This window comes from Citrobacter sp. Cpo089 (assembly GCF_030332695.1).
Lineage (GTDB): Bacteria > Pseudomonadota > Gammaproteobacteria > Enterobacterales > Enterobacteriaceae > Citrobacter > Citrobacter portucalensis.
In genome coordinates this window covers 47,652-64,627 of sequence record NZ_JAOWHJ010000021.1, presented here as the reverse complement: position 1 = coordinate 64,627, position 16,976 = coordinate 47,652, and the positions used below count along the sequence as shown (strand labels likewise).

General features: G+C 49.5%; 15 protein-coding genes. 5 read left to right on the top strand and 10 right to left on the bottom strand.

All coding sequences use genetic code 11. The annotated features are described in order from the left end of the window. The first annotated feature begins 115 nt into the window (after nucleotides 1-115). The gene (gene proC, locus OGX92_RS02480; RefSeq protein ID WP_003021462.1) at nucleotides 116-925 is read left to right on the top strand and encodes a pyrroline-5-carboxylate reductase; all 810 of its coding nucleotides are present in this window, start codon (nucleotides 116-118) and stop codon (nucleotides 923-925) included. 17 nt (nucleotides 926-942) lie between these two features. Here proC and adrA read toward each other — a convergent pair whose 3' ends face one another. The 5 genes from adrA to OGX92_RS02455 all read right to left on the bottom strand — a co-directional run bounded on the left by adrA (nucleotide 943) and on the right by OGX92_RS02455 (nucleotide 5,775). Then, entirely contained in the window at nucleotides 943-2,058 is a 1,116-nt protein-coding gene (adrA, locus tag OGX92_RS02475) for a diguanylate cyclase AdrA (protein WP_122973925.1), read from the bottom strand. Between the two features lie 91 nt (nucleotides 2,059-2,149). Further along, nucleotides 2,150-2,470, bottom strand: a complete 321-nt coding sequence (gene psiF, locus OGX92_RS02470) for a phosphate starvation-inducible protein PsiF (RefSeq protein WP_003830956.1) — start codon at nucleotides 2,468-2,470, stop codon at nucleotides 2,150-2,152. Between the two features lie 97 nt (nucleotides 2,471-2,567). Beyond that, nucleotides 2,568-3,983 carry an alkaline phosphatase gene (phoA, locus tag OGX92_RS02465; RefSeq protein WP_279275132.1) on the bottom strand — a complete coding sequence of 472 codons (1,416 nt, stop codon included), beginning with the start codon at nucleotides 3,981-3,983 and terminating at the stop codon, nucleotides 2,568-2,570. A gap of 104 nt (nucleotides 3,984-4,087) precedes the next feature. Next, nucleotides 4,088-4,330: a sigma-S stabilization anti-adapter protein IraP gene (locus tag OGX92_RS02460; RefSeq protein WP_003830953.1), complete on the bottom strand. Its 243-nt coding sequence runs from the start codon at nucleotides 4,328-4,330 to the stop codon at nucleotides 4,088-4,090. A gap of 248 nt (nucleotides 4,331-4,578) precedes the next feature. Next, entirely contained in the window at nucleotides 4,579-5,775 is a 1,197-nt protein-coding gene (locus OGX92_RS02455; RefSeq protein ID WP_003830951.1) for a multidrug efflux MFS transporter, read from the bottom strand. Nucleotides 5,776-6,076: 301 nt separating this feature from the next. On the opposite strand from OGX92_RS02455, the gene ddlA reads away from it, so the two are divergent. Beyond that, nucleotides 6,077-7,171, top strand: coding sequence for a D-alanine--D-alanine ligase (gene ddlA / locus OGX92_RS02450; protein WP_032934537.1), 1,095 nt, complete (start codon nucleotides 6,077-6,079; stop codon nucleotides 7,169-7,171). A 23-nt stretch (nucleotides 7,172-7,194) separates the two neighbouring features. Here the strand turns inward: ddlA and OGX92_RS02445 are convergent, their stop codons facing one another. Further along, nucleotides 7,195-7,413, bottom strand: coding sequence for a DUF2754 domain-containing protein (locus tag OGX92_RS02445; protein WP_003830949.1), 219 nt, complete (start codon nucleotides 7,411-7,413; stop codon nucleotides 7,195-7,197). Between the two features lie 264 nt (nucleotides 7,414-7,677). Here OGX92_RS02445 and OGX92_RS02440 point away from each other — a divergent pair, with 264 nt between their 5' ends. Beyond that, complete coding sequence (locus OGX92_RS02440; RefSeq protein ID WP_286586208.1) at nucleotides 7,678-8,001, top strand: DUF2755 family protein; 324 nt, start codon at nucleotides 7,678-7,680, stop codon at nucleotides 7,999-8,001. Here OGX92_RS02440 and OGX92_RS02435 read toward each other — a convergent pair. After that, nucleotides 7,986-9,089, bottom strand: coding sequence for a DUF1615 domain-containing protein (locus tag OGX92_RS02435; RefSeq protein ID WP_126319069.1), 1,104 nt, complete (start codon nucleotides 9,087-9,089; stop codon nucleotides 7,986-7,988). The genes OGX92_RS02440 and OGX92_RS02435 overlap by 16 nt on opposite strands. 15 nt (nucleotides 9,090-9,104) lie before the next feature. After that, the gene (gene sbmA, locus OGX92_RS02430; RefSeq protein WP_193135099.1) at nucleotides 9,105-10,325 is read right to left on the bottom strand and encodes a peptide antibiotic transporter SbmA; all 1,221 of its coding nucleotides are present in this window, start codon (nucleotides 10,323-10,325) and stop codon (nucleotides 9,105-9,107) included. 384 nt (nucleotides 10,326-10,709) lie between these two features. Here sbmA and ampH point away from each other — a divergent pair, with 384 nt between their 5' ends. Continuing rightward, nucleotides 10,710-11,867, top strand: a complete 1,158-nt coding sequence (gene ampH / locus OGX92_RS02425) for a D-alanyl-D-alanine-carboxypeptidase/endopeptidase AmpH (RefSeq protein ID WP_286586207.1) — start codon at nucleotides 10,710-10,712, stop codon at nucleotides 11,865-11,867. A 1-nt stretch (nucleotide 11,868) separates the two neighbouring features. On the opposite strand, the gene iprA is transcribed toward ampH, so the two are convergent. Continuing rightward, complete coding sequence (iprA, locus tag OGX92_RS02420) at nucleotides 11,869-12,492, bottom strand: hydrogen peroxide resistance inhibitor IprA (protein ID WP_003830944.1); 624 nt, start codon at nucleotides 12,490-12,492, stop codon at nucleotides 11,869-11,871. Nucleotides 12,493-12,581: 89 nt separating this feature from the next. Beyond that, nucleotides 12,582-15,482: an autotransporter outer membrane beta-barrel domain-containing protein gene (locus tag OGX92_RS02415; RefSeq protein ID WP_164563061.1), complete on the bottom strand. Its 2,901-nt coding sequence runs from the start codon at nucleotides 15,480-15,482 to the stop codon at nucleotides 12,582-12,584. A 500-nt stretch (nucleotides 15,483-15,982) separates the two neighbouring features. Between OGX92_RS02415 and hemB the strand changes: the two genes are divergently transcribed. Then, the gene (hemB, locus tag OGX92_RS02410) at nucleotides 15,983-16,957 is read left to right on the top strand and encodes a porphobilinogen synthase (protein WP_286586206.1); all 975 of its coding nucleotides are present in this window, start codon (nucleotides 15,983-15,985) and stop codon (nucleotides 16,955-16,957) included. Nucleotides 16,958-16,976 lie beyond the last annotated feature (19 nt).

Genomic DNA, 16,976 nt, shown 5'->3' with positions numbered 1-16,976 from the left:
TGCACATATTCATTCCGCGCTAAGCTTACCTTTCCCAGATTTACCCTAAATACTTCAAGTAACTTGAAGTATTTAGGGTATAAAACAATGAATATCATCCATAGGGAGTGACAAGATGGACAAGAAAATTGGTTTTATCGGCTGCGGTAATATGGGCAAAGCCATTCTTGGCGGCATGATCGCCAGCGGTCAGGTTCTCCCCGGACAAATCTGGGTCTACACCCCTTCCCCCGATAAGGTCGCCGCACTACACGACCAGTACGGCATTAATGCGGCGCAGTCTGCACAAGAAGTCGCGCAGATCGCTGATATTGTTTTTGGGGCCGTAAAGCCAGGCATTATGATTAAGGTGCTGAGCGAAATTACCTCCAGCCTGAACAAAGACTCCCTTGTCGTTTCGATTGCCGCGGGCGTCACCCTCGATCAGCTCGCTCGCGCGCTGGGTCATGACCGTAAAATCATTCGCGCGATGCCAAACACGCCATCACTGGTGAACGCCGGAATGACCTCCGTCACGCCAAACGCCTTAGTCACGCCGGAAGATACGGCCGACGTGCTCAATATCTTCCGCTGCTTTGGCGAAGCTGAAGTCATTGCGGAGGCAATGATTCATCCGGTCGTTGGCGTCAGCGGTTCAGCACCGGCCTATGTATTTATGTTTATCGAAGCGATGGCAGATGCCGCCGTTCAGGGGGGGATGCCCCGCGCGCAGGCTTATAAATTTGCAGCACAAGCGGTAATGGGTTCGGCGAAGATGGTGCTGGAAACGGGTAAACATCCAGGCGAATTAAAGGATATGGTGTGCTCGCCGGGTGGAACCACCATTGAGGCGGTACGCGTCCTGGAAGAACGCGGTTTCCGTTCATCGGTGATTGAAGCGATGATTAAGTGCATGGAGCAGTCGGAAAAACTCAGCCGCTCCTGAGTTAACACCGCCGGACGTCAGGCCGCCGCTTCAGTGCGGTTACGTCCGGAATTCTTTGCTTTGTAGAGAGCCATATCTGCTGATTTTAACCATTCTCGATAGTGTTCAGTTTCAGATGTCAGCGGCGCAACGCCCACGCTAATGCGCAGGTCAACCTGCGGCGCGCAGGATAAACGCAGTTGGGTAAGCCGTTCGTGAACACGTGACATCGCTGCAATCGCGCTGCTCGCTGACGTGCCACACATGATTACCGCGAACTCATCACCGCCAAAGCGACCAATCACATCGCTACCGCGTAAGGTCATCTGTAACTGGCGGGTCAGTGCAACAATGGCCTGATCCCCGACGTCATGGCCCCAGGTATCATTGATACTCTTAAAATGGTCAATATCGATGATAAGGAGCGTGGCGTCACGCTGATGGCGGCGGCAATTATCAAATTCATTCCGCAGCAACAGTTCCCAATGACGTCGGTTATAAACCCCGGTCATCCCATCTCGCGTACTCATAACCTGTAAGCGGCGTTTATGTTCTGCCAGCCTGATGAGTGTCTGGTAACTCACCCAGGCAAACAGCAACGGGTAAACCACTAACACCGGCAGCGACAGCAGCACGCCCAGTTGCGTACTGCTAAAAGCCACGGGGATATCCGTTAACTGTAACGTCACCAGGCATGAAACCACCATCAACACGGCACCTGCGATGAAGACACGCATCCCCCCTGCGCCCATCAGGTTGATACAGATAATCATCAACAGCGCCGTGGATGGCAGCAAGTTTATCCCCATAATCCCCATCCACATCCCGGCGAGGATGGCATCGGCTTTTAAGTTGGTATATTCGCTATGCAGTGGATCGATAGCTTTACTTGCCAATTGCCATGCCAGATGCGGCCAGACAAACGCCCATCCCACCAGCAAAAGCCACCAGCCTCCGGTTATTGGCTGAGAAACTAATACCGACGCGATAGGGAAAAACATTCCCCCCAGTCCCACCGCTCGCGGCAGCCTGATTCGTCGGGCAAATCGCAGACCGGAACGTTGGTGGTCATTTTGATGAAGCAATATAAATGCTTCATTCGGGACGACCTTCTTTTGATAAAAGTTTTCATCATTCATCGTATTTGGGAATATTCTGAAACAAATTTCCCAAATTATAGGAAGGGGTCTGGTGGCGGAAGTATGATATTTCGGGTGAGCGATTTTACCTGCTCACCCGGAAGTGCTAAGCAGATTTTTTCAGGCAAGCGCTCATAAACTTATTACGATCATCGCCTTTCAGCGACTGTTCCGTCGCCTTGACGTTGCATTCACGCATTTTCTGCTGCTGCGGCGTCAGGCTCTTTTCCTCAGGCGCAGATTTACTGTTTTTCAGGCAATCACTCATGTAGGTCTTACGCGCATCCCCTTTTAAGGTCTGCGCCGTTGCCTGCTGATTGCAGGTGGTCATACGCTGTTGTTGCGGGGTTAACGTCTTCTCGGCAGCACCGACTGTAGTTAAAAAAATAAGGCCAAAGAGTAACGTCATTAATAATGTAATTTTCATAGCACCATCCTTTTCTGAACGACGACACACAGGTAAGTTTGGCTGCTAACGATAAAAATACCACCCAACGGCAAAAGTATTGCCGTCGGGTGTCAGCTTATTTCAGTCCTAACGCCGCTTTCATGGTGTAAAACAGATCGGTTTGATCGGTCAGGCCAACCACATTCGCCGCATGAGGGCCATAGGCTGCAATACGCAGTTGGCTGCCGGTGTGCTCCTGGGACTCTTCTTCAGAGTTGCCATAGCTAATGACCATCACCGCGCCATCTTTGGTGTTCAGCGCTTGCGTTAAACCGGGTGCTTTGGTATCCGGTGCGACGATCTGGCTGGCATGCGCGTGGTCAGCGGTTACCACAACCAGGGTGTTGCCATCTTTCTTAGCAAAAGCAAGAGCACGCTGCACCGCTTCATCCAGATCGACCGTTTCACCAATTTGTCCACACGGGTTAGCGGCATGATCTTGTTTGTCGATTGACGCGCCTTCTACTTGCAGGAAGAAACCTTTCTCATTTTTGCTTAACAGCTCAATCGCTTTATCCGTCATCTGCGCCAGCGTTGGCACGCTGTCGTTACGTTTTGGATTTGGCGTGCAGGTCACTACCGGCTTATCCAGATTTCCGTGATAAGACGCTTTCGGGCCTTCCCAACGCACTGGCATATTGCCGTCTGAGAACAGACCCAACAGCGGTTTATCCTGATTCGCTTCGGTAATCGCCGCCAGCGTCGCGGCATCACTGACCATCTGGTAACCACGGGCCTGTGCTTGTTCTCGCAGAGTTTTACCCTGCCACTCACCTGCCGCAGCGGTTTCAGTAAATGTTTTTGCTCCGCCGCCTAACGTAACATCCGCACGGGCATTTAATAATTGTTCGGTAATCGACCCTTTACCGCCTTTTTCCAGCGCGTTCGTCGGGCATTTTTCAGCCGTCACGCTCGGGCCATAGCATTTACGCGAAGTGACATGGGCAACCAGTGCGGCCGGGGTGGCATCCTGCAATTCAGCCGTGGAAACGTTGCCTGTCGCCAGACCTGCCGCTTTGGCCATTTCCAGAATAGTGGCGTGATCTTTTTCACGAATATCAACGCCCAGAGCACCATTGTAAGTTTTAACGCCGGTCGTCCACGCCGTCGCGGATGCTGCTGAATCTGTCACATAATCAGGTTTCCCTGTTTTCTTATCCAACGCATAATGCGTGTATTGCCCGGTCAGCGGTAAAGCATCAATACCTTTAAAAAAGCCGCCCGCGCCTTCAGCATAATTTCGCGCTGCCGTTATTTCGGAATCGCCCATCCCATCGCCAATCAGCAAAATAATATTTTTGGCTGGTTTATCGTTCAGGGATTCGCGCAGAGCCGCCGTTTGATCGGCAGACAATCGGCGAGCGCCACCCGGCGTGGTGATATCACCTTGAGCGGCACGATTATCCATAACCGCTACAGTAGATGTTTCTGCATTAATAACCGGGGTAAACAGCAAAGGTAACAGGGCAATAGCGAGTGCACTTTGTTTCACTTTATATTCTCCATGTATAAATACGGTAAAATTAAAACAAAGCGACTATAAGTATTTGATGTGACACTTTTATGATAATTTGTGGGTGTCCCGCCACAGAGGGTTCAAAACGCTTTTTGTACGCCCTCGCAAGCGCTATGTATGTTCGTCAGAAACGCGGGCATGTGGTTTACATCAGCCAGCGCCCCCTCAATTTGACGAATAAATATTTGCCGATCGTTCCACGCCATATTGCGCAGCATTTCGATGATTACCCGTTCCAACGTTTCGACCTGTGCCGCCAGATCTTGCGACTCTTCTTCTTTTTGCGCGAGCTTAAGTAACAACTCAGTGACGAGGTTTTTCATTTGCCTATTCCCTTAACAAAATATGGGCCACGTTATCATTAAGGCTCACAACTGCCTAGAGGATGAAAGTTGTATTTTTATAAGGAATAAAAAGATTTGCGAAAACAATCACAACACAAAATAAGGGTAAATGCGTCTGGATGCAGAATTATTCAATATAAAAAGGTAAGAAAATTAATAATCACACAAATATATAATACGCAATTATGGATTAACAACGCTGACAGGCAGCGTTGTTAATCAGGAACTCAACGAACCCCGCGCCGACGTCGTAACGCGATAGCTAGTTGCCAGATATTGATAAGCACAATGCTTGCTGTAGCAATGAACACCCAACGGAACCCCGCCATTGCCGAAACCGTCGCCCCCATTAATGGCCCGGCGACGTTGCCGAGATACATAAATGACTGGTTATAGCCAAAGATGCGCCCGGTTATCTGGTCGCTGGAGTATTTCACCAGCAGCGTCTGCACCGCCGGCAACATCGCGCCGTCGGCAAATCCAAGCAGAAAACGTAGTACTCCCAACTGCAACGGCGTGGTGACCCACGACATGGCGAAAAACAGCACCACCGCAAAGATTAACGTCGCCATTAAAATCCGCTCAGTACCAATACGGTCGCCTAATTTACCCAGTCGAGGCGCGGAAATCAGAGCAGAAATGCCCGGTACTGAAGCTATCAGCCCGCTGAGAAAGGCAATATTCGAACTATCTGGGACCATCGATTTGATAAACAGCGCCAGAATCGGCCCAATTGAACCGTTACACAGTTGAATCACCATGGTGGTAAAAAACAGGCTGATCACCAACGCCGGATGCGAAAGCGAGGCAAACACGGCCTTCCCACTCAGACGTTCACTTTTTTTAACCGTCGGGCGAACGCCCTCTTTGATCAAGAACAGTGTGACCAGAAAACTCACCACCAGCAAGGCGGCGGTAATACAGAATACCGCCCGTAAGCCAACATGATCGGCGATAAAGCCTCCCATCAGCGGTCCGCCAATGACGCCGCTAATTTGCGCCGTAGAGAGCGTACTCAGCGCCCAGCCGCTGCGCTCGCGTGGAACCTGTGACGCAACCAGCGCCATCGCATTAGGAATATATCCGGAGGTTAACCCCATCACCCCGCGCAGCAGAAAAAGCTGCCAGACATTAGTGGCAAATGCCTGGAGCAAAATCGCAATGGCCATCCCCAGTGAGGCCCGCAGCAGCATCAGCTTGCGTCCTTTGCGGTCGGCTAGACTGCCCCACATCGGAGAAACAATGGCTGAAATCAGGAAGGTGACGCTGAACGTTAATCCGGACCACATTGATAGCGCTTCATGCGAGGTCACGCCCAGTTGGGAGATATAGAGTGGTAAAAAAGGCAAGATTTGGCTAATCGCCAGTCCGGTAAAAAAGCACCCGAACCAAACGGAAATAAGGTTAACTCTCCAGGATTCCATAAGGACTCATAACGATAAGTAGCTGAAAACTGCGAGCAGCTTAACAAATTACTTAGCCGAATAAGGGTCTACAGGTGCGATAAATCACAGTTTAGGATTTTATCTTCCCGCTCATCATATTTGTGATATAGCTCACATCAAACCCATAATACAAACAGGGGATTGTGCTTCCCGCGCGATCTGCGTGTATGTCCCCTTCTAATCCCCTGTCATTCGCCAAAACAATCTGCCAGAAGCCGAGGAAACCTGCGTTTTGTCGTGGTAATGTATGTGCTTTGCATTCATGGAATGGGTTTTTAAGATGGCAAAGTTGCGGGTAGGAATCGTATTTGGTGGTAAATCAGCGGAACATGAAGTGTCATTGCAATCGGCAAAAAATATTGTCGATGCCATCGACAAGACTCGCTTTGACGTTGTGCTGTTAGGTATTGATAAACAAGGGCAATGGCACGTCAGCGATGCCAGTAGCTATCTGCTCAATTCAGACGATCCGGCGCATATTGCGCTGCGGCCTTCTGAAACCAGCCTGGCGCAGGTACCCGGTAAACAAGAGCACCAGTTGATCGATGCACAAAACGGTCAACCACTGCCGACGGTCGATGTTATTTTCCCAATCGTACACGGTACTTTGGGTGAAGATGGCTCTCTGCAGGGCATGCTGCGCGTGGCGAACCTGCCGTTTGTCGGTTCTGATGTGCTGGGTTCTGCTGCCTGTATGGATAAAGACGTGACCAAACGTCTGCTGCGTGATGCCGGGTTAAACATCGCGCCATTTATTACGCTCACTCGCGCGAATCGCAACAGCATCAGCTTTGCCGAAGTAGAATCCCGCCTGGGTCTGCCGCTGTTTGTAAAACCGGCCAACCAGGGATCGTCCGTTGGCGTCAGTAAAGTAACCAGCGAAGCCCAATACGATCAAGCCGTCGCGCTGGCATTTGAATTCGATCATAAAGTCGTTGTGGAGCAAGGGATCAAAGGCCGCGAGATCGAATGTGCGGTACTGGGCAACGATCATCCGCAGGCCAGTACCTGTGGTGAGATCGTGCTGAACAGCGATTTTTACGCTTACGACACTAAATACATTGACGATAACGGTGCCAAAGTTGTCGTTCCGGCAGCAATTGCGCCAGAGATTAACGATAAGATCCGCGAAATCGCCATTCAGGCATACCAGACTCTGGGCTGTGCCGGCATGGCGCGCGTGGACGTCTTCTTAACTGCTGAAAACGACGTTGTGATCAATGAGATCAACACGCTGCCTGGCTTTACCAACATCAGTATGTATCCGAAACTGTGGCAGGCGAGCGGTTTAGGCTATACCGATTTGATCACTCGCCTGATCGAACTGGCACTGGAACGCCATGCTGCAGATAGCGCGCTGAAAACCAGTATGTAAACCCGTCAGGATGCCTGATAGAGCTATTGGGCATCCTTTGCTTCATCATCTTCAACGCGGCGACGGATGATTAATCCGGCCAGCCAAAAGCTAATCACCCAGGTCACCAGCCCCACCGCATAGGTTTGCCATCCCTGCGCTTCAAAACCTAATAACCCCACCACGCCATTCAGAATAAAGATAAGCCCAATAGCGAAAGCATAGTAGTGCCAGTCTCGGCGGATTTTTACAGGCAGGTTCATAACAGCTCCGGTGAAAATACAACACAGGGAGGCATCCTCGCACATTTCCCCGAGGGCGTCTGTGGTCTGTGCGGAATTTCTTAAATGTAACTCAGTTTCACTTAAGGTTACATAATTGTGACCATCAACAAAAAACCGAAATCCAGGAATAATCTCTACCTGAAATTACCATCATTCTGATATTGACATTGCCGATCACCTGTCAGACTCACTCTCAGTTCCAGGCATTACGTCAAAAAAAGCAGGTTATTTCCGGAGGTCTTTATGGCTGATTTTACGCTCTCAAAATCCCTGTTTAAGGGCAAGCATCGGGATCCCTCCTCCCTGCCCGGCAACATTGCGTATGCCGTATTTGTGCTGCTTTGCTTCTGGGCGGGTGCACAGATTTTAAATCTATTGGCCCACGCACCCGGCATCTATGAAGAACTGATGCAGCTGCAAATGCAAGAGACAGGACGCCCGCGGGTCGAAATCGGTTTAGGCGTCGGTACTCTCTTTGGACTGATCCCCTTCCTGGTAGGAAGCCTGATTCTTGGCGCCATCGCGGCGATCATGCGCTGGCGTCACCGCCATCATAAAGATGACTGACTCATACACTTCGCCCGACGATCGTCCACGCGTTTAGCAAACCATGCGGTAGTCAGATTACGCGTGATCTTCGGGCTTTCCAGTTGAATGCCCGGCAGCATTTCACGAGGAAGCGCTTTCCCGGTCTTCGCTTCCGCCAGCTTGTAGACCTTCTCGTACAGTGCGGTCTCTTCAAAGGCCTGGCTGTCACCTTTTTGCAGTTGACGGCGGATCTCACTCTCGCTCATCCCTAGCTTCCCGGCCAGTTTACGTACCGCCAGCTCCGTTTTGCCCGGCTCACTGCTGCCATAGAGAATCAGATCCCCATCCATCGCCAGCTTCACTCCGCTGGCTTTACTGACCGCATTCTGGAAAGCTGCATTGCGGCTCGCATACCATCCGGCATTAAAATCGGCGAAGCGGAAGATTGGCGCACTGTAATTCGCCGGGTAATTGAGCAGATGATATGTACCAAACCACAGCCCACCACGGCGGCTAAACACTTCCTGACGTACCGTCCCCGCCATTTTCCACGGATACCCGCTGGTGTGCTGCTCAGCAAACGCGATACTGACCTGCATTGGACCACCGGTATGTACCGGATTAAGCGATCCGAACAATGTCTGCCCCATCGGCACCATGTTGATGAAATCATCAAAGATAGCGCTAAGCTGTTTTTCCGTCTTCACCGTATCCAGACGCTCGCTGTAGCTTTTCCCCGTTGGCGAGTTAATCTTTAGCGCGGTATGCACGACAAACAGCGGGATATGCATGCGTTCTGCGCGACGATCAATCTCTTTCCAGGCTATTTTGCTTAAACCAGGAACAGCCGGATCGGCCTGGAAGTTTGACTCCTGCTGCGCTACCGCCAGCACCGAACAGATGTTTTCAACCGTCGGTGCCAGCTTCTGGCTTTCAAAGGTCTTTGCCAAATCCTGCGCCCACGCGTCCCGGTCTTTCACGCTGGCGGGCATTTTCTGGCGCACCACGCTCGCCACATCGACGGCTTTCTCCCCCTTTTTTAGCGGCTGCGCGGGTTGGCTACTACATCCCACCAGCACCAGTGCTGCCAGACCAGACAAGGGGTAAAGACGGGAAACCGTCGACATAACATCTCCTTATTATTAACTCAGCGTATGGGTAACTTCCTGAATATCCTGACCATCAAGCTCTCGTTCAAAGCTGCGCAGACGCTTATAAATAGACATCAGTTCCACTAACGTTGTCCAGGAGTTAATCAGATACTGGAACGAGCCGCGCACCTGGCCAAACACGTTGGTGATTTGCGTCATCAAACCGAGCGTAATCGTACCGGCAACAATTGACGGAAACAGCAGGAACAAACCGAAAACGTTATCAACCTGCAGGTAAAGAATACGGGCGATATTGAAGTACATATAGTGAAAATAGAGGCGGAAGTAGTTTTGCCGTACCGCATGGAACAGTTCACGCACCGTCGGTGGCGTCGCACGGTTGCCATCATCTTCGCCATACACCAATTCTTTACGATAGGCCGCTTCCACGCGCTGGTTTTTAAACTCCAGCCCGGGAAGTTTTATCCCGACCACGGCCAGTAAGCCGGTTCCCATCAGCGACCAGACAATCGCGGCAATCACCAGGCCATAAGGCACATGTCCAACAATCGGCAGGTCAGGAACATGGGCAGAGAGCGTAACCAGTACAGGCAGGAAGGCTATCAGCGTCATAATCGCGTTGATAAAGCTGACGCCCATATCTTCCAGCGTAGAAGCAAAACGCATGGTGTCTTCCTGCACACGCTGCGCTGCGCCTTCGATGTGACGCAAATGCTGCCAGTGCGCCATATAGTGTTCGTTCATCGCGGTACGCCAGCGGAACACATAGTGGCTGACGAAGAAGTTGTTCATCACGCCAATGACTACGGCTATCAGCGCAATACCGAGAAAAATGCCCACTTCATGATAGAACTGCTCAATCTTCACCTTGTGTGGTGCGCTGAGCGCAGTTTGAATCAGGTCATAAAATGGCGCATACCAGGCGTTGACGGCGACGCCAACTTCAACCAGAAACCAGGTCACAAAAATAATCAGCGATGTGCCCAGAATAGACCAGTACTGCCAGCGGTGTGGGCTGTAGAGAAACCAGAACAGCGCGAACCCCCCGACACAAAGAATGTAGTACGCATAAAAAATCAGGTAATCCAACGACCAGAAACGCGCTGCGCTAATTGGTACGTCTCCCGACGCGCCAGTAATATGTGCAACCCAGGCTCCCCCACCTGCTTGCCAGAATACAACGGCGACGAGTGCCCAAATAAATGCCGAAATAAAGAACGGCCCCGGCTTTGGGAAAAAAGACTTAAACATAGTGCTCTCCTGCTAACTTCTTATCGTTATGACGACTGCTGTGCATTTGCCACCGTAGAGTGCGGAGGCCAGACGGCTTACGCCCAAAAACACAAGCTGAAACCGACAATTGTGACCAAAACCGAGGCACTTAGTTCGCACCTCGGTTATGAAGAATTGTTTCTGTGGTTTTCACACTCGACAACGTTCCAGTATGTGCAGATTATCACAGCGTGAGATCACAAAAGCGAACATCCGCAATCCAGGAAACTCCTGTGTTTACTCATCGTTACGTTTTTCCCACTATCATTGGTTGATAAGCGCTTTGCAATACGCCGATGAGTAGTATAAATACGCATACGCACGACATCCTTTTTCACTTTCTCTAACTCATGGACACCACCGTTGAAACGTAGTCTGCTTTTTTCTGCCGCGCTGTGTGCGGCGTCATTGACATCTGTCCAGGCGGCACAGCCTATAACCGATCCGGTCTTCGCCTCTGATATCGTTGATCGTTATGCCGACCATATATTTTACGGCAGTGGTGCTACGGGGATGGCGCTCGTGGTGATTGATGGTAATCAGCGTGTATTTCGCAGTTTTGGTGAAACACGCCCCGGCAATAATGTTCACCCGCAACTGGATTCCGTAATCCGCATTGCCTCAATTACCAAATTAATGACCAGCGAAATGCTGGTGAAATTACTCGATCAAGGCACGATCAAACTCAACGATCCATTGAGTAAATATGCACCACCTGGCGCACGCGTACCCACTTATCAAGGAACACCAATTACGCTGGTGAATCTGGCGACACATACCAGCGCACTACCGCGCGAACAGCCAGGCGGGGCAGCCAAACGGCCGGTGTTTGTCTGGCCAACCCGCGAGCAGCGCTGGAGCTATCTCTCAACGGCTACGCTTAAAGCCGCGCCAGGATCGCAGGCTTCTTATTCCAACCTGGCGTTTGACCTGCTGGCCGATGCGCTGGGTACCGCGTCCGGTAAGCCTTATCCGCAGCTGTTTGAAGAAAAAATCACCCGCCCGCTGGGGATGAAAGACACCACCTTTACGCCGTCCCCCGATCAGTGTCGACGCCTGATGGTCGCGGAAAAAGGTGCCAGCCCTTGTAACAATACTCTGGCAGCGATGGGTAGCGGCGGCGTTTATTCAACGCCTGGCGATATGATGCGCTGGATGCAGCAGTATCTCTCTTCTGACTTTTATCATCGTAGCCAGCAGGCCGACCGGATGCAGACGCTGATTTACCAGCGTTCACAGTTAACTAAAGTGGTGGGAATGGACGTTCCAGGCAGAGCCGATGCGCTTGGTTTGGGCTGGGTCTACATGGCGCCGAAGAATGGCAGACCGGGAATTATTCAAAAAACCGGTGGCGGCGGTGGCTTCATTACCTATATGGCGATGATCCCACAGCAAAACGTTGGGGCATTTGTCGTAGTGACGCGCTCTCCGCTGACCCGTTTTACCAATATGAGCGACGGTATCAACGAACTGGTTGCAGAATTGAGCGGGTACAAGCCACAGGTCATTCCTGCATCCTGATTCAATACTCAAAAGGCAAACGGTTAATGCACACCAGTTTGCCTTTATTCATTTCAATGTAACCGCCTTTGCGCAATGCCGCGAGAACCTCAGCGACAACCGAGCGTGAAATTCGTGTGCGTTGGTGAATATAGTTCATAACTCCAATGCGTGAACGAAGGGCTTCATCCCATTTCGTCATAGAGATCAATGTCGCGCGGATCTGATCGTAGGAGTTGTTGCCGATCAACTGCAGATCGCGTAATTCAAGCATGGAGTTTTGCCATGCCAACCAACAAAAAGCTTCACGCCAAAGCTGGCACTCTTCAATTATATTAATTGTTTGCGAGGCAGGTAGATGGTATCCCGTACAATCGCTTTCTGTGATTAATCTGTATTGTATATCTGTTTTTATCACACCATCTGAAAGCCCCATAATAAACGGTGCCTGCGCAATACCGACCAGCACATTCTCCCCTCGCCTCAGGGAAATTACACCATTTAAAATGATAAAGGTATCGTCACTGTTTATATCACTGGAATAAATTATTTCTTTATCGTTATCACACTCAAAGTGTTTGCCATATTTTGACAAACATTTATCAAGCTTACCAAATTCCACAAGCGGTTTATTTGCAGACAACATTTGGGCATTCCTTGCAATAAATGCCCGTCAAATCCGTGACGGGCATTTTTCTGAGTTAGATTATCTTTTCTTTAACAACAAGAGATGTCTTACCAGGTATATTTAACACCAACATTTGCAGACCAGTCTTGATCAACATCGCCACCACCGAGGTAGTTAGCATCGGTGTATGCGCTGAAGTTTTTGGTAAAGCTGAACTGAGTACCCAGTCCAACACGTACCGCAGAACCTTCTACACCGTTGTCGATAGAGTCGCCGTTTACGTCAGAATCGTTGTTAGAGTCATCGTAAACGTAGGCCAATTTGAAGTACGGGGTCAGCGCCTGGTCGTCGCTGTAGGCGAAGGTATAACCTGCATCTACACCGAGTTCATAGCGCATGCTGTCATAAGACTGACCATCAACTTTCATGTCGTTGCTCAGCTTATAATCATCACCAGACTGGAACAGACCGGATACGCTGCCGTATGGCGTTACGTAACCTGCGTCACCCAGCTTCAGGTCATAACCCAGTTTCAGGCCAAAGCCCCAGGCGTCAGATGAGGTGCTACCATCAACATACTGACCGTTGCTCATGTTAGCAGTCAAATCGTTGTTGAAGTGAGAGTAGCTTAAGTTACCGTCAACAAAGATGTTGTTGGCAAAGTGAGCAGAAGAGTAGATGTAGGCAGTCTGGCTGTCCTGATCCACCTGACCGGTACGGTCGCTCATATCACCTTTCGCGAAGCCTGCTGCAGCACCGACAATCCACTTAGCGTTGTTACCATCAATTTTGGAATCAACACCGACCATGATGCCGTTAACATCCTGATCGTAGTTAATGGTGCCATTATCTGCATCGAAGCTACCACCGAAGTAGCTAACCCATGCACCACCGTTATCAACCAGACCATGACGCGCGTTAGTCAGACGAGTACCAACGGTATCTTGTTCCAGGTTCCAGATATTGGTGTTAGCAGACGGAATGCTCAGCGCCATGTTCGCGTAGTCTGTCAGTTCCATCTGCTGCAGAACAACGGTGTTACCCTGCTGCTGTGCCTGATAGGTGTAAGCACCCAGGTCAGCTTTGTTGGCTGCAGAGAAGGTCGCGGTGGTATTCGCGTCATTAACGTAGATCAGCTCTTTGCCTTTGTAATCAGCAACAGAACCAGCGCCAGTCGCGTTATCAACACGAACCTTGTAGTTACCGGTTGCTGCAACAACGTTGTCAACAGAGCTGTTATCCAGTTCGTCGCCGTTGTTGATATCGCCGTTACCATTGATAGTCAGGTGACCATCGGAGTTCATTGCGATAGTACCGTAACCGTAGTTAGCCTGAGTGGTATCCCAGGTACGGTCGTTCACCAGATCGGCATTCAGAACATAATCGCTGCTGTGAATGTTGAATACACCGGAAACCACGTGGTTGCTATTATCAGCATAATTGCCGCTGGTCAGTTCCAGTTTATCAGTGTTGAAAACTTCAGTATCAAACTGATCAACATTTACATCCAACACACCGCCGTTAGTGACAGTGATGGTGTTAGCATACAGAGACGAATCATAATTGCGAGTTACATCATCAGTCAGTGCTACAGTACTGTAACTGTCAATGGTCAGATGATCAGTTGCAACAGTCCCATCTTCACCGATATTCATTGAAGAACCATTGGTCAAACCAATTGTATCGGATACTAAAGAGGAATCAGTTACATTAACCTGAGAACCATTGTTAACGGTCAGGGTATCAATCAGAGAATCCCCTGTCGTATTCCATTCTGAACCGTTGTTTAACGCTACATTAAACACACCACTCTGGAATACTTTATTGTCAACGACACGTCCCCAACCATTGGCTTCTATTACGCCACCAGGAGTCAGGCTGTTGGTAGCAACATCAAACATGTTTGCTGGAGCGATGGCTTGAGCATCGATAGTAGCCTGGCCAACCCACTTACTACCATTATCCAGAGTCAGATTCAGTTCATCGACGTTCAGGCTGTCATCAGCCCAACCAAGGTTGGTATCCGGCACACCATCACCATTGGAATCATGGCCAATGGTATCAAAATTAGCATTCCAGGTGCTGGTAAATGCGACATCACCCATCAGGGTTGAATTACTGAAATACACATTGTTCTTCATTGCATAGTCGGAAGAACCGTCAGTGAAAGACAATGCTACATCACCTGGACCAGTATAGTCACTTGGCTCACCAGAATTACCAAAGAACGCGGAGTTCGATTCCAGAATGTAATTTGAACCAGAAGTTACAGTAGAATCATAAACATTGATGTTGTTATCCCAGGTATGGGATTCTGTCGTGTAGGTGTTGTTGTAAGTGTTCCCTTGAGACAGGGCGATACCGGCAACACGAGAGTTGTTGGAAATGTTGATATTGCTTTCTACATCAAGATTAACCGCAACACCTTCACTGACATCGAATGTTTCATTGGTGTATTTAGTAACATCACCAGATAAATAGGAGTCTGTGAAATACAGAGCCTCATAGTCATCATCAATGGTGGAGTTAGCAATGTTCAGGGTAAAAACATCACCATCATACCAGTTACCGTCTACAACGGTATCGTTATAGAAACTGTATCCCCCCAAGCCATTACCATCTGTATCAAAACGATCATAATAACCGCCTGGCAGCATGGAAGTGATTGAGCCATGAATGATGGAATTACTGATATTCAGCTGATTAGCAGCACCGTCAGCATAATCATGATTCAGATAGTAAGTAGAAATCGTACCGTTAACAGTGTCACCGTTAAAAGATTGATCGAAATCGCCATCGGTGTTGTTGTAATAGACAAAGCCACTATAATTTACATAGTTACCATCTACAGTACCAGCTGCATCCATACTATCCCAGTTAAGAGCAGTAGTCGGATTATCAATATAGGTCCAGGTATCGTAAGTTGAAGCATTCGCCTGAGAAGTGATTGCCAAAGTGCAGGCTAATGCTAATTGTGATACTACAAGCTTCTTTTTCCAAGTGTGCATTTGTCATCCCTCCTCAGGGACGTAATATAGTTGATCCATCAATTATCAATGCAAAGAAAACATTTTATGTTTCGCGGGAAGGATTATGCGGTTTCACAAAGGAAAGGTTCAATTATTCTTTGGCTTAAGTCCGATTACGGACAATAGACATGCAAATTATTCGAAACAGCAAACAAACGTAAAAATCATTTCTATTTTAGACAGTTACAGGCAAAGACACTGGCAAAACAATATATTAAATTTATGATTAACTTAAAAATCAAACGTCAGCAAATAAATACCGTTAAATCCCGCCACTTAATTAAAAATTAAACCAAACTAAATTCACCATAAAACTAATCACTATTTAAAATAGTCATAATTGCAAAAATAGAGATAATACATAATACCAAGCATTGATAACATCACCATAACCTCGGCATAACGCCAACTTTCGTAAACCCCTCGCCCTCAGGTTCGGGTATACTACGGCCTTCGATTCCACAAACATCAGGCATACCATGACAGACCTAATCCAACGCCCTCGTCGCCTGCGCAAATCCCCTGCGCTACGCGCTATGTTTGAAGAGACAACACTCAGCTTAAATGACCTGGTGTTGCCGATCTTTGTTGAAGAAGAACTCGACGATTACAAAGCTATCGACGCCATGCCCGGCGTGATGCGCATTCCAGAGAAACACCTGGCGCGCGAAATCGAACGTATTGCTAATGCCGGTATCCGCTCGGTCATGACCTTCGGGATTTCTCATCACACCGATGAGACCGGCAGCGATGCCTGGAAAGAAGACGGTCTGGTGGCGCGCATGTCGCGTATCTGTAAGCAGACCGTACCAGAAATGATCGTCATGTCCGACACCTGTTTCTGTGAATACACCTCGCACGGTCACTGCGGCGTATTATGCGAACACGGCGTTGATAACGACTTAACCCTTGCTAACCTTGGCAAACAGGCAGTCGTTGCCGCAGCAGCGGGCGCAGATTTCATCGCCCCTTCCGCCGCAATGGACGGCCAGGTACAGGCGATTCGCCAGGCGCTGGACGCCGCGGGCTTCACCGATACTGCGATCATGTCCTACTCCACCAAGTTTGCCTCTTCTTTCTACGGCCCGTTCCGTGAAGCCGCAGGCACGGCGCTGAAAGGCGATCGTAAAACGTATCAAATGAACCCGATGAATCGCCGTGAAGCGATTCGCGAATCGCTGCTGGATGAAGCCCAGGGAGCAGACTGCCTGATGGTGAAACCGGCAGGCGCGTATCTCGATATTCTGCGTGATATCCGCGAGCGCACCGAGCTTCCGATTGGCGCTTATCAGGTCAGCGGTGAATACGCGATGATCAAATTTTCGGCGATGGCAGGTGCAATAGATGAAGAGAAAGTGGTTCTGGAAAGCTTAGGCTCGATCAAACGCGCTGGCGCGGATCTGATCTTCAGCTACTTCGCACTGGATCTGGCTGAGAAAAAAATCCTGCGCTAATCACATTGTTGCCGGATGG

What these genes read in the sequence shown, in the direction of transcription:
- proC (WP_003021462.1), top strand. Translation starts at nt 116, where the DNA reads ATGGACAAGAAAATTGGTTTTATCGGCTGCGGTAATATGGGCAAAGCC.
- psiF (WP_003830956.1), bottom strand. Translation starts at nt 2,470, where the DNA reads ATGAAAATTACATTATTAATGACGTTACTCTTTGGCCTTATTTTTTTA.
- OGX92_RS02460 (WP_003830953.1), bottom strand. Translation starts at nt 4,330, where the DNA reads ATGAAAAACCTCGTCACTGAGTTGTTACTTAAGCTCGCGCAAAAAGAA.
- OGX92_RS02455 (WP_003830951.1), bottom strand. Translation starts at nt 5,775, where the DNA reads ATGGAATCCTGGAGAGTTAACCTTATTTCCGTTTGGTTCGGGTGCTTT.
- ddlA (WP_032934537.1), top strand. Translation starts at nt 6,077, where the DNA reads ATGGCAAAGTTGCGGGTAGGAATCGTATTTGGTGGTAAATCAGCGGAA.
- OGX92_RS02445 (WP_003830949.1), bottom strand. Translation starts at nt 7,413, where the DNA reads ATGAACCTGCCTGTAAAAATCCGCCGAGACTGGCACTACTATGCTTTC.
- OGX92_RS02440 (WP_286586208.1), top strand. Translation starts at nt 7,678, where the DNA reads ATGGCTGATTTTACGCTCTCAAAATCCCTGTTTAAGGGCAAGCATCGG.
- OGX92_RS02435 (WP_126319069.1), bottom strand. Translation starts at nt 9,089, where the DNA reads ATGTCGACGGTTTCCCGTCTTTACCCCTTGTCTGGTCTGGCAGCACTG.
- sbmA (WP_193135099.1), bottom strand. Translation starts at nt 10,325, where the DNA reads ATGTTTAAGTCTTTTTTCCCAAAGCCGGGGCCGTTCTTTATTTCGGCA.
- iprA (WP_003830944.1), bottom strand. Translation starts at nt 12,492, where the DNA reads ATGTTGTCTGCAAATAAACCGCTTGTGGAATTTGGTAAGCTTGATAAA.
- OGX92_RS02415 (WP_164563061.1), bottom strand. Translation starts at nt 15,482, where the DNA reads ATGCACACTTGGAAAAAGAAGCTTGTAGTATCACAATTAGCATTAGCC.
- hemB (WP_286586206.1), top strand. Translation starts at nt 15,983, where the DNA reads ATGACAGACCTAATCCAACGCCCTCGTCGCCTGCGCAAATCCCCTGCG.